We start from the raw sequence: 16,666 nt of genomic DNA on the forward strand, positions 1-16,666 counted from the left end.
CCTTCGTCATGGGCTCCTGATCCAGGAGCCCGAGCTCCGCCATACGCACCGGCCGACGCTCGGTCATCGAGGCCGATCTACGCGCTGGCAGGTGAATCCGAGTGCCAGGGAACGCCGAAGACCCGGGCGTCCACCCCCAGAGCGCCTCTGACCAGGTACGCGCTGCTCAGGCCTTGGTCGGCTCCGGGCTCTTCGACTCCAGCGCGGTCACCATTTCGGCGAGCCGGTCGAACGGAGCCGTTCCCGTCACCACCGTCGTCGCCCCCTTGTCCGCGCGCACCAGGGCGTTGTACTTGGGCCCCTCCCAGATCTGCCAGCTCTCGCCCGCCACCTGCCGGGTCCGGCCGGTGTTCTCGGCCTGCTGGGTGACCCGGGGGACGTACTTGCTGAACGGCGCGGTCGACTGCTCAACGGCGACGTACTCACGGTTCGGGTCCAGATACCCCAGGTGCCAGGCGTTGGCATCACCACGGTTGTAGGTGACCGAGGTGGGCTTCCAGCCCTTCGGCAGACCTTGAGGCGCTGCCACCGGATAGGGCGCCGCCCGTTGTGCGGTCACCAGTTCCATCGTGTAGTCGACCGGCTTGATCGAGTCCGTCTCGTCGTCATGCGGGATGAAGAGGTAGATCACCGCGACAACGGCCCCAATGACCGCCATCGAGAGCACCAAGTCCCGAACTGTCTGCTTGCCTCGCATACCTGCCACGGACCCATGGTCGCATCCGGGGCACGCGCTCAAACGTGGGCCCCTCTGCTCATTCTGTCAACCTACAGATAGAGTCACAGCACCCTCTATATCCGGCCGTCGTCGTACAGAAAGGTGCGCTCCGATGACCGAGCACAATCTGCCGTCTCAACTGGAGGTCTCGCCCGAGGCCCCCGATCGCAACCTCGCCCTGGAGTTGGTCCGGGTCACCGAGGCCGCCGCCATGGCCGCAGGCCGTTGGGTCGGGCGCGGCGACAAGAACGGCGCGGACGGCGCGGCCGTCAAGGCCATGCGCACCCTCGTCCACACCGTCTCGATGAACGGCATCGTCGTCATCGGTGAAGGTGAGAAGGACGAAGCCCCCATGCTCTTCAACGGCGAGCGCATCGGCGATGGCACCGGCGCCGAGTGCGACATCGCGGTGGACCCGATCGACGGCACCACCCTGACCGCCCGCGGGATGCCGAACGCCATCGCCGTCCTCGCCGCGGCCGACCGCGGCACGATGTTCGACCCGTCCGCGGTCTTCTACATGGACAAGCTGGTCACCGGCCCCGAAGCCGCCGATTTCGTCGATATCAACGCTCCCGTGTCCGTGAACATCCGTCGGGTCGCCAAGGCCAAGAAGTCATCGCCCGAGGACGTCACGGTCGTCATCCTCGACCGGCCGCGCCACGAGGGCATCGTCAAGGAGATCCGGGAAACCGGCGCCCGCATCAAGTTCATCTCGGACGGTGATGTCGCCGGGGCGATCATGGCCGTGCGCGAGGGTACGGGCGTCGACATGCTGATGGGTGTCGGCGGCACGCCGGAAGGCATCATCACCGCCTGTGCGATCAAGTGCCTGGGCGGCACGATCCAGGGGAAGCTCTGGCCCAAGGACGAGGCCGAGCGCCAGAAGGCCATCGACGCCGGCCATGACCTCGACCGGGTGCTCAGCACGGACGATCTGGTCCGTGGTGACAACGTCTTCTTCGTGGCCACCGGCATCACGGACGGCGAACTGCTGCGCGGGGTGCGCTACCGCGCGGAGACCGCGACCACCCAGTCCCTGGTCATGCGATCCAAGTCCGGCACGATCCGGCAGATCGACTCCACCCACCGGCTGTCCAAACTGCGCGCCTACAGCCAGGTCGACTTCGACCGCGCGCAGTAGTACGGCCCGCACCGACCCCGAGCCCCACCCAGAGGAGGGGCGCCCCCATCACACGGTTCCAGGGGTGCCCCTTCGGTCGTACGACAGCGCCAGAGGGCGCTGAGGACGGGTGCGCGGATGGCCAGCCGGCATGGATCGAGCGGGTGGACCTCCCGCTCGCCCGGGGCTGCCACGCCGACCACAGCCGCGAAACGTATCAGCGAGGTAGGTCGGCGGCGGGCGCGGCACGCTTCTCCTCGACGGCTACCGCCCGTCCGGCGACCATGCTGCCGGTGTCCCGTGATCCACGGGCGACCAAGGCTGTCTACGACGTGCTCAAGCCGCGGACTTCGAGTTCTTCGTCTCCACGTCCCGCCGCCTGCGCCGGGCCAGCACCACCCGTCGCTCCGCCGCGGTGAGCCCGCCCCACACTCCGTATGGCTCGGGCTGGAGCAGTGCGTGCTCGCGGCACTCGACCATCACCGGGCAACGCCCGCAGACCCTTTTCGCAGCCTCTTCACGGGACAGCCGTGCGGCCGTGGGTTCCTTGGAGGGGGCGAAGAACAGTCCAGCCTCGTCCCGACGGCACACCGCCTCCGCATGCCAGGGGCCATCCTGGTCTTCCCGAGCGGGCGCACGCTGCGGTGGAACAGCGGCGACCTGCAAGGACTGGTACGGCAGTTGCAGCACGGTCTACTCCTGACGACGGCTTCGCGAGCGAGAGACGATGCAGCTCTCCCTACCCGCTGTGCGCACTCCTATTCACTGAGTGGCATCGCGTTAGGGGTCAACGGAACCCCACACAGCCGTTCGTGACCGGAATCCGGCCAAAGTGCTCGGGCGTCGTTAGCCCAGGAATTTCCGCAGGCGGTCCTGGAGATCGCCGACCCGTCGACCCCGCTTGGCCTTGGCCTCGACATTGCCGAAAATCGAGTACCCGTTGACGACTACGACCGGAGCCTGTGGGTCCACCGCCTCCAACGTGCGCACCTCAAAGTTGCCGAAGATGCCACTGCCATTGCCGCGCAGGGTGATGTTCTCGGGAACCCGCACCTCGACATTGCCGAAAATCGATGTTGCATTGATCACTGTCACCCGCTGCTGGAACAGCGCCTGGGTGAGGTCGATCTCCACGCTGCCGAAGAGGGAGAAGGCGTTGGTGCGACGACCAACGCGCCAGCGCCCCTTGCGGGTGGAGCTGGAGAAGACCGCGATCAGGTTCTCCGCCTCGCCCGTCGGGTCGTCGGCCCCGTAGGAGTACGCGGCCGTGTCTCCGCTCTTGCGGGCCGCGGGCAGGTCCTGCACCAGCGGCTGGAGCTCCCCCACGGTTTTGGCGCGGTAGACCGCGTCAATCCGATCGGAGTGCTCCTCGGCGTCCAACCGCCCCTCGGCCAGGGCATCCCGAAGGATGTCGGCGATCCGATCGCGATCGGCGTCGGATGCCCGGATGGCACCGGAAGCGCCCGGGGCGACGCCGTGCTCTGCGGGGACGACGGGCTTCTTGGGCTGCTTTTCGAGGTCCACGCGACAAGGGTAGCGAAACGCGATAGATCGCGACTAGGGGCAACACCCCCCAGAAGGGCGGTACAGGGGCCCATCCAGCACTTTCCCTACTGAGCCTTACCTCACCGGTACCGGTGTCAGGGCCGCGTTCTACGCTGGAGGGCGCGCGGCCAATGGAGGCGGCGTCGCAGCCCGCCGAGTGAGGAATGGCCGCAATGTCTCTTGTCCCCCGCCCATCCAGCCCGGCGTTCACCTATACCGACCTGCTCCCGCTGGGAGAGGACGACACGTCCTATCGGCTGGTGACCGCCGAGGGCGTCTCGACCTTCGAGGCTGATGGACGTACGTTCCTCAAGGTCGAACCGGAGGCACTGCGTCAGCTCGCCGCCGAGGCCATGCACGACATCTCCCACTATCTGCGGGCCGCGCACCTCACCCAGCTGCGTCGGATCGTGGATGACCCCGAGGCGTCGTCCAACGACAAGTTCGTCGCGCTCGATCTGCTGAAGAACGCCAACATCGCGGCCGCGGGTGTGCTGCCCATGTGCCAGGACACCGGTACGGCGATCGTGATGGGCAAGCGCGGACAGAACGTCCTCACCGAGGGCGGCGATGAGGCGGCCCTCTCGCACGGCGTCTTCGACGCGTACACCAAGCTCAATCTGCGCTACTCGCAGATGGCCCCACTGACCATGTGGGAGGAGAAGAACACCGGCTCCAACCTCCCGGCCCAGATCGAGCTGTACGCGACGGACGGCGGAGCGTACAAGTTCCTCTTCATGGCCAAGGGCGGCGGCTCGGCGAACAAGTCGTTCCTCTACCAGGAGACCAAGGCGGTCCTCAACGAGAGGGCCATGATGAGGTTCCTGGAGGAGAAGATCCGCTCCCTCGGTACGGCCGCCTGCCCGCCGTACCACCTGGCCATCGTCGTCGGCGGCACATCGGCCGAGTTCGCGCTGAAGACCGCGAAGTACGCCTCGGCCCACTACCTCGACGAGCTACCCGCCGAGGGTTCCCCCGCCGGGCACGGTTTCCGGGACAAGGAGCTGGAGGAGAAGGTCTTCGAGCTGACGCAGCGGATCGGTATCGGGGCGCAGTTCGGCGGCAAGTACTTCTGCCATGACGTCCGGGTCGTACGACTGCCCCGGCACGGGGCCTCGCTGCCGGTCGCCATCGCCGTGTCCTGCTCGGCGGACCGGCAGGCGGTGGCGAAGATCACCGCCGAGGGCGTCTTCCTGGAGCAGTTGGAGACCGATCCGGCGAGGTTCCTGCCGGACACCACGGACGACCATCTCTCCGACGGCGACGTGGTGCACGTGGACCTCAACCGCCCGATGGACGATGTGCTCGCGGAGCTGACGAAGTACCCGGTCAAGACCCGGCTCTCACTGACCGGTCCGCTGGTCGTCGCGCGGGACATCGCCCACGCGAAGATCAAGGAGCGGCTGGACGCGGGCGAGGAGATGCCGCAGTACCTGAAGGACCATCCGGTGTACTACGCCGGGCCCGCGAAGACCCCGGAGGGGTATGCCTCCGGCTCGTTCGGACCGACGACGGCCGGACGGATGGATTCGTATGTGGAGCAGTTCCAGGCCGCCGGCGGTTCGAAGGTGATGCTGGCCAAGGGGAACCGCTCCCGCCAGGTCACCGAGGCGTGCGGGGCCCACGGCGGGTTCTACCTGGGGTCCATCGGCGGGCCCGCGGCACGGCTCGCCCAGGACTGCATCAAGAAGGTGGAGGTCGTCGAGTACGAGGAGCTGGGGATGGAGGCCGTGTGGCGGATCGAGGTGGAGGACTTCCCGGCGTTCATCGTGGTCGACGACAAGGGGAACGACTTCTTCACCGAGCCGGCGCCGGCGCCGACGTTCACCTCGATTCCGGTCCGGGGACCAGGGCTGTAGTCGGCCAGCGACACTTGGCCGGTGGAGGCCCTTCCTCGGTACGGCTCCCGGTACGGCTCTCGGTACGGCCCTTCGCAAGCGCGATGTCCTTCGCCGGCGAAGGGCCGGGCCTCGCCGGCTCAGTCAGAACGCAGAACGCCGGCCGGGCGCTCCCGTACAGAACCGGCGACGGTGATCCCGCTGTGATGCCCAGCGCGGCGCGGAGGTTCTGGGACACGGCGGGGACGGCGGCCGGGGCCCGCCTGCCCGGGGTACGGGTGGAACGCCGGCCCCGGAGCACCTGAGCCCTTCCAGAGGCTCGGAGCGGTGCCCGCGTGTTGCTGACCGCCCGGCACATCGAGGCGGCGGTCGGCGGATGAGCGGGGGCGTGCCCCGCGTCCCGTCGCACCACCGACCCTGGTCGCGACCCCATGGCACTCCCGGCCCGCCACCGGTGGCCTCGCGGGTTTCCGCGCTGCCGGGGCCGCCGGTCCGCATGCTCCCGGTGCACGCGCCAGGCGCTGTCCTCGATCGCCCTTCCTGAGGCGAGACCCCACTTCCTGAGGCGAGGGCTTTCCTGAGGCGAGGCCCTTCCTGAAGGGAAGCCTTTCCTGAGGGCGGCGATTTCTTAGCTCACCTCGGGCGGTCCACGGGTATTTACTGGCCGGTAGTGCAGCCGGGAATAGCCAGAACAAGACAACTGCTCACCTTTTCGCGGGGGAACCGCGCCGTGCGGGCCCCGAGAGCTGGAGGTACCGTCCCGATGACCGACGCCGCCGACCACCGGATCGAGCACGACTCCATGGGCGAGGTGCGGGTGCCCGTACACGCCAAGTGGCGCGCCCAGACCCAGCGGGCCCTGGAGAACTTCCCCATCTCGGGGCAGCGGCTGGAGCGGGCCCACATCGAGGCCCTGGCCCGGATCAAGGCCGCTGCCGCCCAGGTCAACGCCGAGCTGGGGGTGCTCGACAAGGACATCGCGCATGCGATCATCGAGGCCGCGGGGGAGGTCGCCGACGGGCGCTGGGACGACCACTTCCCGGTGGATGTCTTCCAGACGGGCTCCGGCACTTCGTCGAACATGAACACCAATGAGGTGCTCGCCACCCTCGCCACCGAGCGGCTGGGACTCCCGGTCCACCCGAACGACCATGTGAACGCGTCCCAGTCGTCGAATGACGTCTTTCCGTCCTCCATCCATATCGCCGCCACGGCCGCCGTCAGCGCCGATCTCATCCCCGCCCTTGAGCACCTCGCCGCCGCGCTGGAGCGCAAGTCCGGTGAGTTCGCGCAGGTGGTCAAGTCCGGACGTACGCATCTGATGGATGCCACGCCCGTGACGCTCGGCCAGGAGTTCAGCGGGTACGCCGCCCAGATCCGTTACGGAGTCGAGCGGCTGGGCTCCGCGCTGCCGAGGCTGGCGGAACTCCCGCTCGGCGGGACGGCGGTGGGCACCGGGATCAACACCCCGCCCGGTTTCTCGGCGGCCGTGATCGCCGAGGTCGCCCGGACGACCGGGCTGCCGCTCACCGAGGCCCGGGACCACTTCGAGGCGCAGGGCGCGCGCGATGCCCTGGTGGAGACATCCGGGCAGTTGCGGACGATTGCCGTATCGCTCACCAAGATCGCCAATGATCTCCGGTGGATGGCGAGCGGTCCGCGCACCGGATTGGCCGAAATCAATCTGCCCGATCTCCAGCCCGGTTCGTCGATCATGCCGGGCAAGGTCAACCCCGTCATCCCCGAGGCCGTACTGATGGTGGCCGCACAGGTGATGGGCAATGACACCACGGTCATGGTCGCGGGAGCCGCCGGCAACTTCGAACTGAATGTGATGCTCCCGGTGCTGGCCCGGAATCTGCTGGAGTCCGTACGACTGCTGGCCAACGCCTCCCGACTGCTCGCGGACCGTACCGTCGACGGCATCACCGCCAATGTCGAGCGGGCCAGGGAGTACGCCGAGTCGTCGCCGTCCGTCGTCACCCCGCTCAACAAGTACATCGGGTACGAGGAGGCCGCGAAGGTCGCCAAGCGGTCACTCGCCGAGCGGAAGACGATCCGCGAGGTCGTGCTGGAGTCCGGCTATGTGGAGCGGGGAGCACTGACCCTGGAGCAGTTGGACGAGGCTCTCGACGTGTTGCGGATGACCCGGCCTTAGGCTGTTGGGGCGGGCCGTTGTGAAGATCCGGTACGGACAGGTGTGCCGTACTCCTAAAATCTGCTCATGACAGGCACGGAACGCAGTGAACGCTGGAGCCCCGGAGACCACATCCTCTGGCGCTATCGCGGCCATGCCCCGGACCTGGCGGGTCATCACGGGGTGGATATCTGTCGCCCCGTCACCGTCGTCCAGGACACCGCCGAAGTGCTGGCCGTGTGGATGGCTCCGGGTACGGAGTGCGTGAAGCCCGTGCTCGTGGACGGCACCCCCGTCCACGAGCAGCCGCTTCCCACCCGCTACACGGCTCCGCGCACGGTGAAGCGCGACCACTGGTTCGGGACCGGTGTGCTCAAGCTGGCCCGACCGGGCGACCCCTGGTCGATCTGGCTCTTCTGGGAGCCGGGCTGGCGGTTCAAGAACTGGTACGTGAACCTAGAGGAGCCACGCACCCGCTGGGCAGACGGCATGGACTCCGAGGATCATTTTCTGGACATCTGCGTCTATCCCGACCGCAGTTGGCGGTGGGAGGACGAGGATGAGTTCGCCGAGGCCCAACGAGTGGGCCTCATGGACCCCCGGAAGGCCCGCCAGGTGAGGGCCGCGGGGTTGTCCGCCGTGGAGGTCATCAACGCCTGGGGCGCGCCCTTCTCCGACGGTTGGGAGCACTGGCGGCCCGACCCCGGCTGGCGAGTGCCTGAGCTACCCGCCGACTGGGATCGCACGGCCGTCCGGATGGCGTCCTGAGGGCAGCGCGGTGGGTCGCCTTCAGCGACCCGCTGCCCACACCCCCGAGCATGTCGCGCGGGCCGCGGAGCACCGGTGGGCCCGCACCACCGGCGACCGCGTCCGGGAGGAGGGACCGGTATGAGCTCATCCAGTCGACTCATCGACCACCACCGCGCCCGCGGCGAGCCGGCCCGGACCAGGAGGGACTAGTTGAGTCGTAGCTCAACAGGCATCATGGGCCCGGTGGGTGTGTCAGACAACCGTCCCGCAAGATGTCGGACTCCGGTCCGCGAACACACTCCGGCGCATACAAGGCCATGAGACTCTTGATACGCCCCCCAGGGGCAAACGTAGGATCGTCGTCCGCAGGGCTGCGTCGCTGAGAACCCTTCGGTAACTCAGCAGCGCAGCGCACAACCTGACCGTAAGTCACCACAAGTCACTTCTAGGGGGTGGAGCCGTGCCGGATGCCCGCCACCCTGTCGACGCCACCTGTAGAGCGGGTACACCGCCTCACGAGGCGTTCGCATCGCACACCCGGCCCAGACGGACGGAAGCCCACGCGTGACGGAGCAGCCAACCTCCCACGAAGGCCGGCAACCCTTGGTTGCCAGGCCCCAGGAACGCACCCGGCCGCGGGCGGATTCGGCCGGTTCACCGGCCGTGCCCTCCCCGGCCGTATCCTCCGCCGTCCCCACGCCCAATGGCCCGCCAGCGGATATGCAGGATCTGGCGGCGACTACACGGCGCGAGGGTGATCGGCTGCGCTTCACCGGCGCTGCCACGCGCCGGATCGCACGCGGTATAGATCTCGATGAAATCGTGCTGGGGTTGTGTCGGGCGACCGTGCCGACGTTCTCGGACGCGATCCTCGTCTTCCTCAGGGACCCACTGCCGGTGGGCGACGAGCGTCCGGTCGCGCCGTTCGTGTTGCGGCTGCGCCGAACTGACCGGCTGCGTTTAGCCGAAGACAGCGGCGACTTCAGCACCTCGGCACTGCTCGCCGGCGTGACCGGTGCCTCCGCGTCCCCTTCGATCGACCCCCACACCGACCTCACACCGGCATCCGAGCTCTGTGAGGTGCGGCCCGGCGGCGCCCTGTCGGAGGTGCTGCGCGGGGTCCGACCCGTGTTCGGCGACTCGGCCGCGGCCAGAGCGGCGCTACCGGAGCTGCTCGGCGCGGATCGGACCGTGCCGAACGGACACCGCGCGATACTCGCCCCGCTGCGTGGACGCCGGCGGGTGATCGGTGCTGCCGTCTTCGTGCGGCGCCCCGACCGCCCGGCTTTCGAGCCGAACGATCTGCTGGTCGCGGCCCAGTTGGCCACGCACACCGCGCTCGGCATCGACAAGGCCGTGCTGTACGGGCGCGAGGCCTATATCGCCGATGAGCTCCAGCGCACGATGCTGCCGGACTCGCTGCCCCAACCCACCGGGGTACGGCTCGCCTCCCGCTACCTACCGGCGGCGGAGACCGCCCGGGTCGGCGGCGACTGGTACGACGCGATCCCGCTGCCCGGCAGTCGGGTCGCCCTGGTGGTGGGCGATGTCATGGGCCACTCGATGACGTCGGCGGCCATCATGGGCCAGCTGCGCACCACCGCGCAGACGCTGGCCGGTCTGGATCTGCCGCCCCAGGAGGTGCTGCACCATCTGGACGAGCAGGCCCAACGGCTGGGCACCGACCGCATGGCGACCTGCATGTACGCGGTGTACGACCCGGTTTCGCACCGGATCACCATCGCCAACGCCGGTCATCCGCCACCCGTACTGCTCCATCTGGGTGGCCGAGCAGAGGTGTTGCGAGTGCCGCCCGGAGCGCCCATCGGTGTCGGTGGTGTCGACTTCGAGGCCGTGGAGCTGGACGCGCCGGCCGGCGCGACCCTGCTGCTGTACACGGACGGACTGGTCGAGTCCCGACTGCGGGATGTGTGGACCGGGATCGAGCAGCTACGGGAGCGCCTGGCCGCGACCGCACAGCTGACCGGACCCGACCACTCGCCGCCGCTGGAGGCACTCTGCGACGACGTCCTGGACATGCTCGGGCCGGGCGACCGGGACGATGACATCGCGCTGCTCGCGGCCCGTTTCGACGGGATCGCACCGAGCGATGTCGCGTACTGGTTCCTGGAGCCGGAAGACGCCGCTCCGGGGCGGGCTCGCCGGCTGGCTCGGCGCGCGCTGTCCCGGTGGGGTCTCGAAGAGCTGAGTGACGCGGTGGAGTTGCTGGTCAGCGAGGTGGTGACCAATGCCGTGCGGTACGCCGAGCGGCCGGTGACGCTGCGGCTGCTGCGGACCGATGTGCTGCGCTGCGAGGTCGGCGACGACTCTCCGCAGCTACCCCGGCAGCGGCGGGCACGGGACACGGACGAAGGCGGACGTGGACTGTTCCTGGTGAACCGGCTGGCGAGGCGGTGGGGGGCGACTCGGCTCTCCAGCGGCAAAGTGGTCTGGTTCGAGCTGCCCACCCGGGCCTGAACCGACCCGCTGAGGCATGGTGGCCGTACCCCGCACAACGGGGTACGGCCTTCGTCGTGCGGGGCCCCGGGACCAGCCCTTAGCACCCGTAGAACGCCATCCAGCGGATCAGCCGGACACGGCCTTCGACTGCGGGCCCGCGGGCCCGGTCCCGACGGGGTCATGCGCCCGATCGTGCGATGGGCGCTGACCGTCGTCACCCGATCGGGTCTATCCGCAACACCCCCCTGAGGCCGCCGCACCCGCCAGATCCTGTCCCCTTATGGGGGGTGTGTACCCCGGGTGCCCACTCCCAGGGCGGACACCGCCCCGATGGTGGCCGCGCCTCCGTCTCCCCGGTGGGACGTTCTCCGCGGTCAACCGGCGGCCCGGCCGATACACGGGGGGGCGCGGCCGTGAGGGGTCGAGGGCCCCCTGCGTAGCGGCCAGGGCCGCATCCCGCCGCGCCGTTTCAGCGCGGCAGAAGCGCACCGGATGGGGCCCGGCAAAAGTTGCCGACGAAGTGTCGGCGGAGTTGACTGGGGCAGACGGCCGAAGCGACCACACCCTCACCCCCTACTCGGGAGAACGCTCGTGACCGAGACTCCAAAGGCTCCGTACACGACCAACAACGCCGGCATCCCGGTGGAGAGCGATGAGCACTCGCTCACCATCGGCCCCTCGGGACCGATCCTGCTGCAGGACCACTACCTCATCGAAAAGATGGCCCAGTTCAATCGGGAGCGGGTCCCCGAGCGGGTGGTGCATGCCAAGGGATCGGGAGCGTACGGCTTCTTCGAGGTCACCAACGACGTCAGCCAGTTCACCAAGGCCGATCTCTTCCAACCGGGCAAGCGCACCGACATGCTGGCCCGGTTCTCGACGGTCGCCGGTGAGCTGGGCTCTCCTGACACCTGGCGCGACCCACGTGGTTTCGCGCTGAAGTTCTACACCGAACACGGAAACTACGACATGGTCGGCAACAACACGCCGATCTTCTTCGTACGTGACCCGATCAAGTTCCAGGACTTCATCCGCTCACAGAAGCGTCACCCCGCCACCGGGCTGCGCAACAACGAGATGCAGTGGGACTTCTGGACCCTCTCCCCCGAGAGTGCCCACCAGGTCACCTGGCTGATGGGTGACCGCGGCATCCCCCGCTCGTACCGGTTTATGAACGGCTACAGCTCGCACACCTACATGTGGGTGAACGGCGGCGGCGAGCGGTTCTGGGTGAAGTACCACTTCAAGACCGACCAGGGCATCGAGTTCCTCACCCAGGACGAGGCCGATGAGCTGGCCGGGCACGACGCGGACAAGCACCGCCGGGATCTCTATGAGGCGATCGGGTCCGGAAACGCGCCGAGCTGGAGCCTCAAGGTCCAGATCATGCCGTTCGAGGACGCGCCGAACTACCGGTTCAATCCGTTCGATCTGACCAAGGTGTGGCCGCACGGCGACTACCCCCTGATCGACGTCGGCCGGATGACGCTGAACAAGAACCCCGAGGACTACTTCGTCCATATCGAGCAGGCGGCCTTCGAGCCCTCGAACCTGGTGCCCGGCATCGGTCCCTCACCGGACAAGATGCTGCTGGGGAGGCTGTTCTCCTATCCGGACACCCACCGCTACCGGATCGGCCCGAACTACGCGCAGCTGCCGCCGAACCGGCCCCACTCCGCGGTGAACTCCTACGCCAAGGACGGGCCGATGCGGTACGTGCCGTCCAACGCCTCCATGCCGTACGCACCGAACTCCTTCGGCGGCCCGGCGGCGGACGTGGCCCGCTTCGGCGATCCGGCGGGCTGGGCGACCGCGGGCGACATGGTCCGCGAGGCGACCAAGGTGCACCAGGACGACGACGACTGGGGTCAGGCGGGCACCCAGGTCCGTGAGGTGCTTGACGACGCCGCTCGTGACCGGCTGGTGGCCAATGTCTCCGGGCACCTGCTCCAGGGCGTCTCCCAACCGGTGCTGGGCCGCGCCTTCCAGTACTGGCGCAACATCGACAAGAAGATCGGCGACCGCATCGCCAACAAGGTGAACGGCGGCTGAGAAGACGACAGGGCGGTGCCCACGGCATCCGGCTGGGCAGCCGGGCCGTGGGCACCGCCCCACCTCACTGCGCGGGGCCCTCGTTGGGGCTGGGCCTGATCGAGTTGCTCGGCCTGGGGTTCGGCTCGATGGAGCGGCTGTTACTCGGCGACGGCGACGGGCTGGTGCTCGTCGAGGCCGAAGGCTCCGGGGACGACGGCTCGGGCTCTGGTTCCGACTGGCTCGGGGAGGGTTCCGGCGTCGGCTCGGAGGACTGGCTCGGCGAAGGGCTCGGCTCGGTCGACCGGGAGGGCGAGGGTTCCGTCTCGATGCGAGCGGGCTCCCTGACCTTCAGGTCGAACCGGGCGTCCCGGTCCTGGCCGAGCGCGGCGGAGGTGTACTCCCGCCAGATGCGGGCCGGGATGCCACCGCCGTTGGTACGACCCGGATTGATGGCGTCGGTCAGGGTGACCTGACGGGTGCCGTCCGGCCTCTCACCGAACAGCGCGACGGCGGTGACCAGGGTGGGCGTGTAGCCGACGTACCAGGCGGCGAAGTTGTTCTCCGCGGTACCGGTCTTACCGGCGGCGTCGTAGTTTCCGGCCGCGTTCTGACCCGAGCCGTTCTGGACGACACCCTCCATGGCCGCGGTCACGGTATCGGCCGTGCCCCGGCTGATGACCTGCCCGCCGATCGCGTCCGCCAGGTCCGGCTTGCGCAGTTGGTGCTTGGCGGACTTCACGATCGTCGGGGTGACCTTCTTGCCGTGGTTGTCGAGGGTCGCGTACACCCCGGCCATGTCCCAGGTCGACGCCTGCATGGTGCCGAGCGACATCGCGGGCTGCTCCGGCCAGCCCTTGCCGTCCCGCATGCCGAGGTCGAGCGCGACTTCCTTGGTCTTGTCGGGACCCACATCGACGATCATCTGCGCGTAGACGGAGTTGATCGAGCTGTTGGTGGCCTTCTGGACCGTCACCGGACCCCAGCTTCGATCGTCCTCGTTCTCCGGAGCGAAGGGCGTGTCGCTCCCTTCGACCGGACGCTTGCTGGTGCCGTCGTACGGGGTGTTGAGTCCGATCGGAAAGCCGTTCTGGGTCTTGGAGTCATTTTCCAGCGCGGCCGCGAGCACCACGGGCTTGAAGGTGGAGGCGGGGGTGTAGTCGCGGCGGGTGGCGTTGGAGAGCCAGTGCTCGGTGGCGCCGATACCGCCGTAGAGGGCGACGACCTCACCGGTCTTGGGATCGACCGAGGTCGCGCCGGCCTGCACCGTCGCGTGCTTCTTGTCGCCCTTGCGGTCGAGCTTCCTCTCCAACTCCTTCTCGACGGACTTCTCCAGCGCCTGCTGGCGCTTGCTGTCGATATTGAGCGTGATCGTCCAACCGCCGGCCTTGATGTCCTCTTCGCTGACTCCCTGGCGCGTCAACTCGGCGTTGGCCGCCTCGACCAGATAGCCGGTCTGCCCCTCCATGCCGGGGGCCGCCTTGGGGGCCTTGGGCACGGGGAACTTCAACGCGTCGCGCTCGGCGGCGTCGAGCCAGCCCTCTTCGACCATGTTCTTCAGGGTGTAGTGCCAGCGGTCGGTGACCAGCTTCTTGCCGGTGTCGGACGCCACCGCCCAGTCGTACTGGCTCGGCGCTTGCAGCAGGGCGGCCAGATAGGCGCCTTGGGCGACACTCAGCTTGCCGGCGTCCACGCCGTAGTACGCCTGGGCGGCGGCCTGGATGCCATAGGCGCCGCGTCCGTAGTAGCTGGTGTTGATGTACCCGGCGAGGATCTCGTCCTTGCCTCTCTTACGGTCCACCTTGAGCGAGATCACCAGCTCCTTGAGCTTGCGGGTGACCGTCTGGTCCTGGTCCAGGTAGTAGTTCTTCACATACTGCTGGGTGATGGTGGAACCACCCTGCTTGCCCTTGCCGGTGAGGGTGCTGATGAGACCACGGGTGGTGCCCTTGAGGTCGACGCCGTGATCGTCGTAGAAGGTCTTGTTCTCAGCGGCGACGAAGGTGTACCGGACGTCCTTGGGGATCTTGTCCAGGCCGATGATCTCGCGGTTGACCGTGCCGGTGCGGGTGAGGATCTTGCCGTCGCGGTACTTGTAGACGTTGCTCTGCATCTCCGCGTGGGCGTTCGCCGACGGTACGGGGACCAGCAGATAGACCACGAAGAACGCGCCCATGGCGAGCAGGCAGAGGCCGAAGAACGTGCCCAGCATCTTCTTCCAGGTGAAGAAGCGTCGTATGCCCGTGGGTTTGGCGGCCCTTCTGGCCTGGCGCCCGCCGCGCCCTCGCGCCCGTCGCGCTTCCGCTCGGCCCATCGCTCGTCCGCTCCGCTCTCGCTCGCTGTCGTCGGCGCCGGTCGGGCGGTCCGTCGGTAGGTCCGTCGATCCGTCCGTCCTCGCCAGGTCGTCAGTACCGGGTGTGGTGCTGGTGCTGGTGTCGGCGCCGAGCTGCTGCTTCCCCGGGGACCGGTCCACCAGTCCGCTCCAGTCAGCTCCGTCTGCGTTGGCGCTGATCTGACCTAGGACGTCGGTTCCGGTGGTGCCACCTGTCGGAACCCGGCCGCAAGCAGGACGCAGCTCAGAAAACTAACACCGGTTGCTGTGACAAAGGTTCATCGATCCGGTCTTTCCGGACGTGACAAAGAGCACCCCATTCAGAGGAACCGACTCACGGGAGGTGCGCAAGGTTGCGACAGCAGATAATGTGTAATCACTTTGATAGCTAGGTCGAGTCGCCCGAGAGGGAGTCACGACCAGGCCTGGATGGAAATCCGGCCATGCCTGATGAAACGAACCAGGGGGACCCCCATGACTGCCATCGACACTCCGCACATCGACGACGTACAGATGCCGGAACCACACGTCCGGGAGTTCGCGGCCCACAGCATCGGCGGTGGACTCGCCCTGCTCCTCGGCCTGCTCGGGCTCGCGGTGGGTACGGGCGTCATCGTGCTCGGCGCGATGGCGAGCAAGGGCGCGGTGATCGCGTCCCTGGTCGTCCTCGGCAGCCTGATCGCGATCGCCGCGTTCTTCGCCATGTGCGGGCTGAACATGGTCGCGCCGGGCGAGGCCCGGGTCGTCCAGCTCTTCGGCCGCTACCGCGGCACCATCCGTACCGATGGACTGCGTTGGGTCAACCCCCTCACCTCCCGCGAGAAGATCTCGACCCGGGTGCGCAACCACGAGACCGCGGTGCTCAAGGTCAACGACGCCTACGGCAACCCGATCGAACTGGCGGCCGTGGTCGTCTGGAAGGTCGAGGACACCGCGCAGGCGCTCTTCGAGGTGGATGATTTCCTGGAGTTCGTCTCCACCCAGACCGAGGCCGCCGTACGGCACATCGCCATCGAGTACCCCTATGACGCGCATGAGGAGGACGGCCTCTCCCTGCGCGGGAACGCCGAGGAGATCACCGAGAAGCTGGCGGTCGAGCTGCGCGCGCGGGTCGAGGCGGCGGGTGTGCACATCATCGAGTCCCGCTTCACCCATCTCGCATACGCTCCAGAGATCGCCTCGGCCATGCTTCAGCGTCAGCAGGCCGGTGCCGTGGTCGCGGCACGGCGGCTGATCGTGGACGGTGCCGTGGGCATGGTCGAGGAAGCGATCAAGCGGATCGGCGAGCGGGACATCGTGGAACTGGACGCGGAACGGAAGGCGGCGATGGTCTCCAATCTGATGGTGGTGCTCTGCGGTGACCGCTCCGCCCAGCCGGTTCTCAACACGGGCACGCTCTACCAGTGACGCCCCCGGCCGAGCGCAAACAGGTACTGCTGCGGCTGGACCCGGTGGTGTACGAGGCGCTGGCCCGGTGGGCTTCGGACGAACTGCGCAGCGCGAACGCACAGATCGAGTTTCTGCTCCGGCGCGCGTTGCAGGAGGCCGGGCGGCTGCCGGGGGGTGTGGCACCGATCCCCCGGCGGGGCCGTCCGCCGAAGACGACACCGATAGCACCAGGCACGCCGACAACACAGCCGGAAGCGGAACCGGAACGGGAAGCGGAACCGAAGCAGCAGGAATAGCTCCCCGTCCCGGGATCGGATCGGGACCGATCGGATCCCGGTCGGAT

12 protein-coding genes are annotated in these 16,666 nt (G+C 68.0%); 8 read left to right on the forward strand and 4 right to left on the reverse strand.

Features of this window, described 5'->3' with window-relative positions; translation table 11 throughout:
* Positions 1 to 166 precede the first annotated feature (166 nt).
* Positions 167 to 706, reverse strand: a complete 540-nt coding sequence (locus tag NBG84_RS12670) for a DUF4245 domain-containing protein (protein ID WP_250919481.1) — start codon at positions 704 to 706, stop codon at positions 167 to 169.
* Positions 707 to 830: 124 nt separating this feature from the next.
* Here NBG84_RS12670 and glpX point away from each other — a divergent pair, with 124 nt between their 5' ends.
* The gene (glpX, locus tag NBG84_RS12675) at positions 831 to 1,862 is read left to right on the forward strand and encodes a class II fructose-bisphosphatase (RefSeq protein WP_250919482.1); all 1,032 of its coding nucleotides are present in this window, start codon (positions 831 to 833) and stop codon (positions 1,860 to 1,862) included.
* Between the two features lie 315 nt (positions 1,863 to 2,177).
* Here glpX and NBG84_RS12680 read toward each other — a convergent pair whose 3' ends face one another.
* The gene (locus NBG84_RS12680; RefSeq protein ID WP_250919483.1) at positions 2,178 to 2,531 is read right to left on the reverse strand and encodes a WhiB family transcriptional regulator; all 354 of its coding nucleotides are present in this window, start codon (positions 2,529 to 2,531) and stop codon (positions 2,178 to 2,180) included.
* 156 nt (positions 2,532 to 2,687) lie between these two features.
* Positions 2,688 to 3,365, reverse strand: a complete 678-nt coding sequence (locus NBG84_RS12685) for a DUF1707 SHOCT-like domain-containing protein (protein WP_250919484.1) — start codon at positions 3,363 to 3,365, stop codon at positions 2,688 to 2,690.
* Between the two features lie 194 nt (positions 3,366 to 3,559).
* Here NBG84_RS12685 and NBG84_RS12690 point away from each other — a divergent pair, with 194 nt between their 5' ends.
* From NBG84_RS12690 to NBG84_RS12710, 5 genes are all read left to right on the forward strand, one after another.
* A complete protein-coding gene (locus tag NBG84_RS12690; RefSeq protein ID WP_250919485.1) occupies positions 3,560 to 5,245 on the forward strand; it encodes a fumarate hydratase in 1,686 nt (561 codons plus the stop codon).
* Positions 5,246 to 5,987: 742 nt separating this feature from the next.
* A complete protein-coding gene (locus tag NBG84_RS12695; protein ID WP_250919486.1) occupies positions 5,988 to 7,382 on the forward strand; it encodes a class II fumarate hydratase in 1,395 nt (464 codons plus the stop codon).
* Between the two features lie 66 nt (positions 7,383 to 7,448).
* A complete protein-coding gene (gene fomD / locus NBG84_RS12700) occupies positions 7,449 to 8,129 on the forward strand; it encodes a cytidylyl-2-hydroxypropylphosphonate hydrolase (RefSeq protein ID WP_250919487.1) in 681 nt (226 codons plus the stop codon).
* Between the two features lie 546 nt (positions 8,130 to 8,675).
* The gene (locus tag NBG84_RS12705) at positions 8,676 to 10,589 is read left to right on the forward strand and encodes a SpoIIE family protein phosphatase (RefSeq protein WP_250919488.1); all 1,914 of its coding nucleotides are present in this window, start codon (positions 8,676 to 8,678) and stop codon (positions 10,587 to 10,589) included.
* Positions 10,590 to 11,162: 573 nt separating this feature from the next.
* A complete protein-coding gene (locus tag NBG84_RS12710; RefSeq protein ID WP_250919489.1) occupies positions 11,163 to 12,623 on the forward strand; it encodes a catalase in 1,461 nt (486 codons plus the stop codon).
* A gap of 64 nt (positions 12,624 to 12,687) precedes the next feature.
* Here the strand turns inward: NBG84_RS12710 and NBG84_RS12715 are convergent, their stop codons facing one another.
* A complete protein-coding gene (locus tag NBG84_RS12715; protein ID WP_250919752.1) occupies positions 12,688 to 14,916 on the reverse strand; it encodes a transglycosylase domain-containing protein in 2,229 nt (742 codons plus the stop codon).
* A gap of 492 nt (positions 14,917 to 15,408) precedes the next feature.
* On the opposite strand from NBG84_RS12715, the gene NBG84_RS12720 reads away from it, so the two are divergent.
* Entirely contained in the window at positions 15,409 to 16,341 is a 933-nt protein-coding gene (locus NBG84_RS12720) for an SPFH domain-containing protein (RefSeq protein ID WP_250919490.1), read from the forward strand.
* Positions 16,338 to 16,619 (forward strand): type II toxin-antitoxin system antitoxin, encoded by a 282-nt coding sequence (locus tag NBG84_RS12725; RefSeq protein ID WP_250919491.1) that lies wholly within the window; start codon positions 16,338 to 16,340, stop codon positions 16,617 to 16,619. Before NBG84_RS12720 ends, NBG84_RS12725 begins: the two co-directional genes overlap by 4 nt.
* Positions 16,620 to 16,666: the final 47 nt, after the last annotated feature.

Origin of the sequence: Streptomyces albipurpureus (assembly GCF_023701525.1) — a bacterium.
Classification (GTDB): domain Bacteria; phylum Actinomycetota; class Actinomycetes; order Streptomycetales; family Streptomycetaceae; genus Streptomyces; species Streptomyces albipurpureus.

Coding starts and splice junctions, on each gene's coding strand:
- glpX (WP_250919482.1), top strand. CDS start 831: ATGACCGAGCACAATCTGCCGTCTCAACTGGAGGTCTCGCCCGAGGCC.
- NBG84_RS12690 (WP_250919485.1), top strand. CDS start 3,560: ATGTCTCTTGTCCCCCGCCCATCCAGCCCGGCGTTCACCTATACCGAC.
- NBG84_RS12695 (WP_250919486.1), top strand. CDS start 5,988: ATGACCGACGCCGCCGACCACCGGATCGAGCACGACTCCATGGGCGAG.
- fomD (WP_250919487.1), top strand. CDS start 7,449: ATGACAGGCACGGAACGCAGTGAACGCTGGAGCCCCGGAGACCACATC.
- NBG84_RS12715 (WP_250919752.1), bottom strand. CDS start 14,916: ATGGGCCGAGCGGAAGCGCGACGGGCGCGAGGGCGCGGCGGGCGCCAG.
- NBG84_RS12720 (WP_250919490.1), top strand. CDS start 15,409: ATGACTGCCATCGACACTCCGCACATCGACGACGTACAGATGCCGGAA.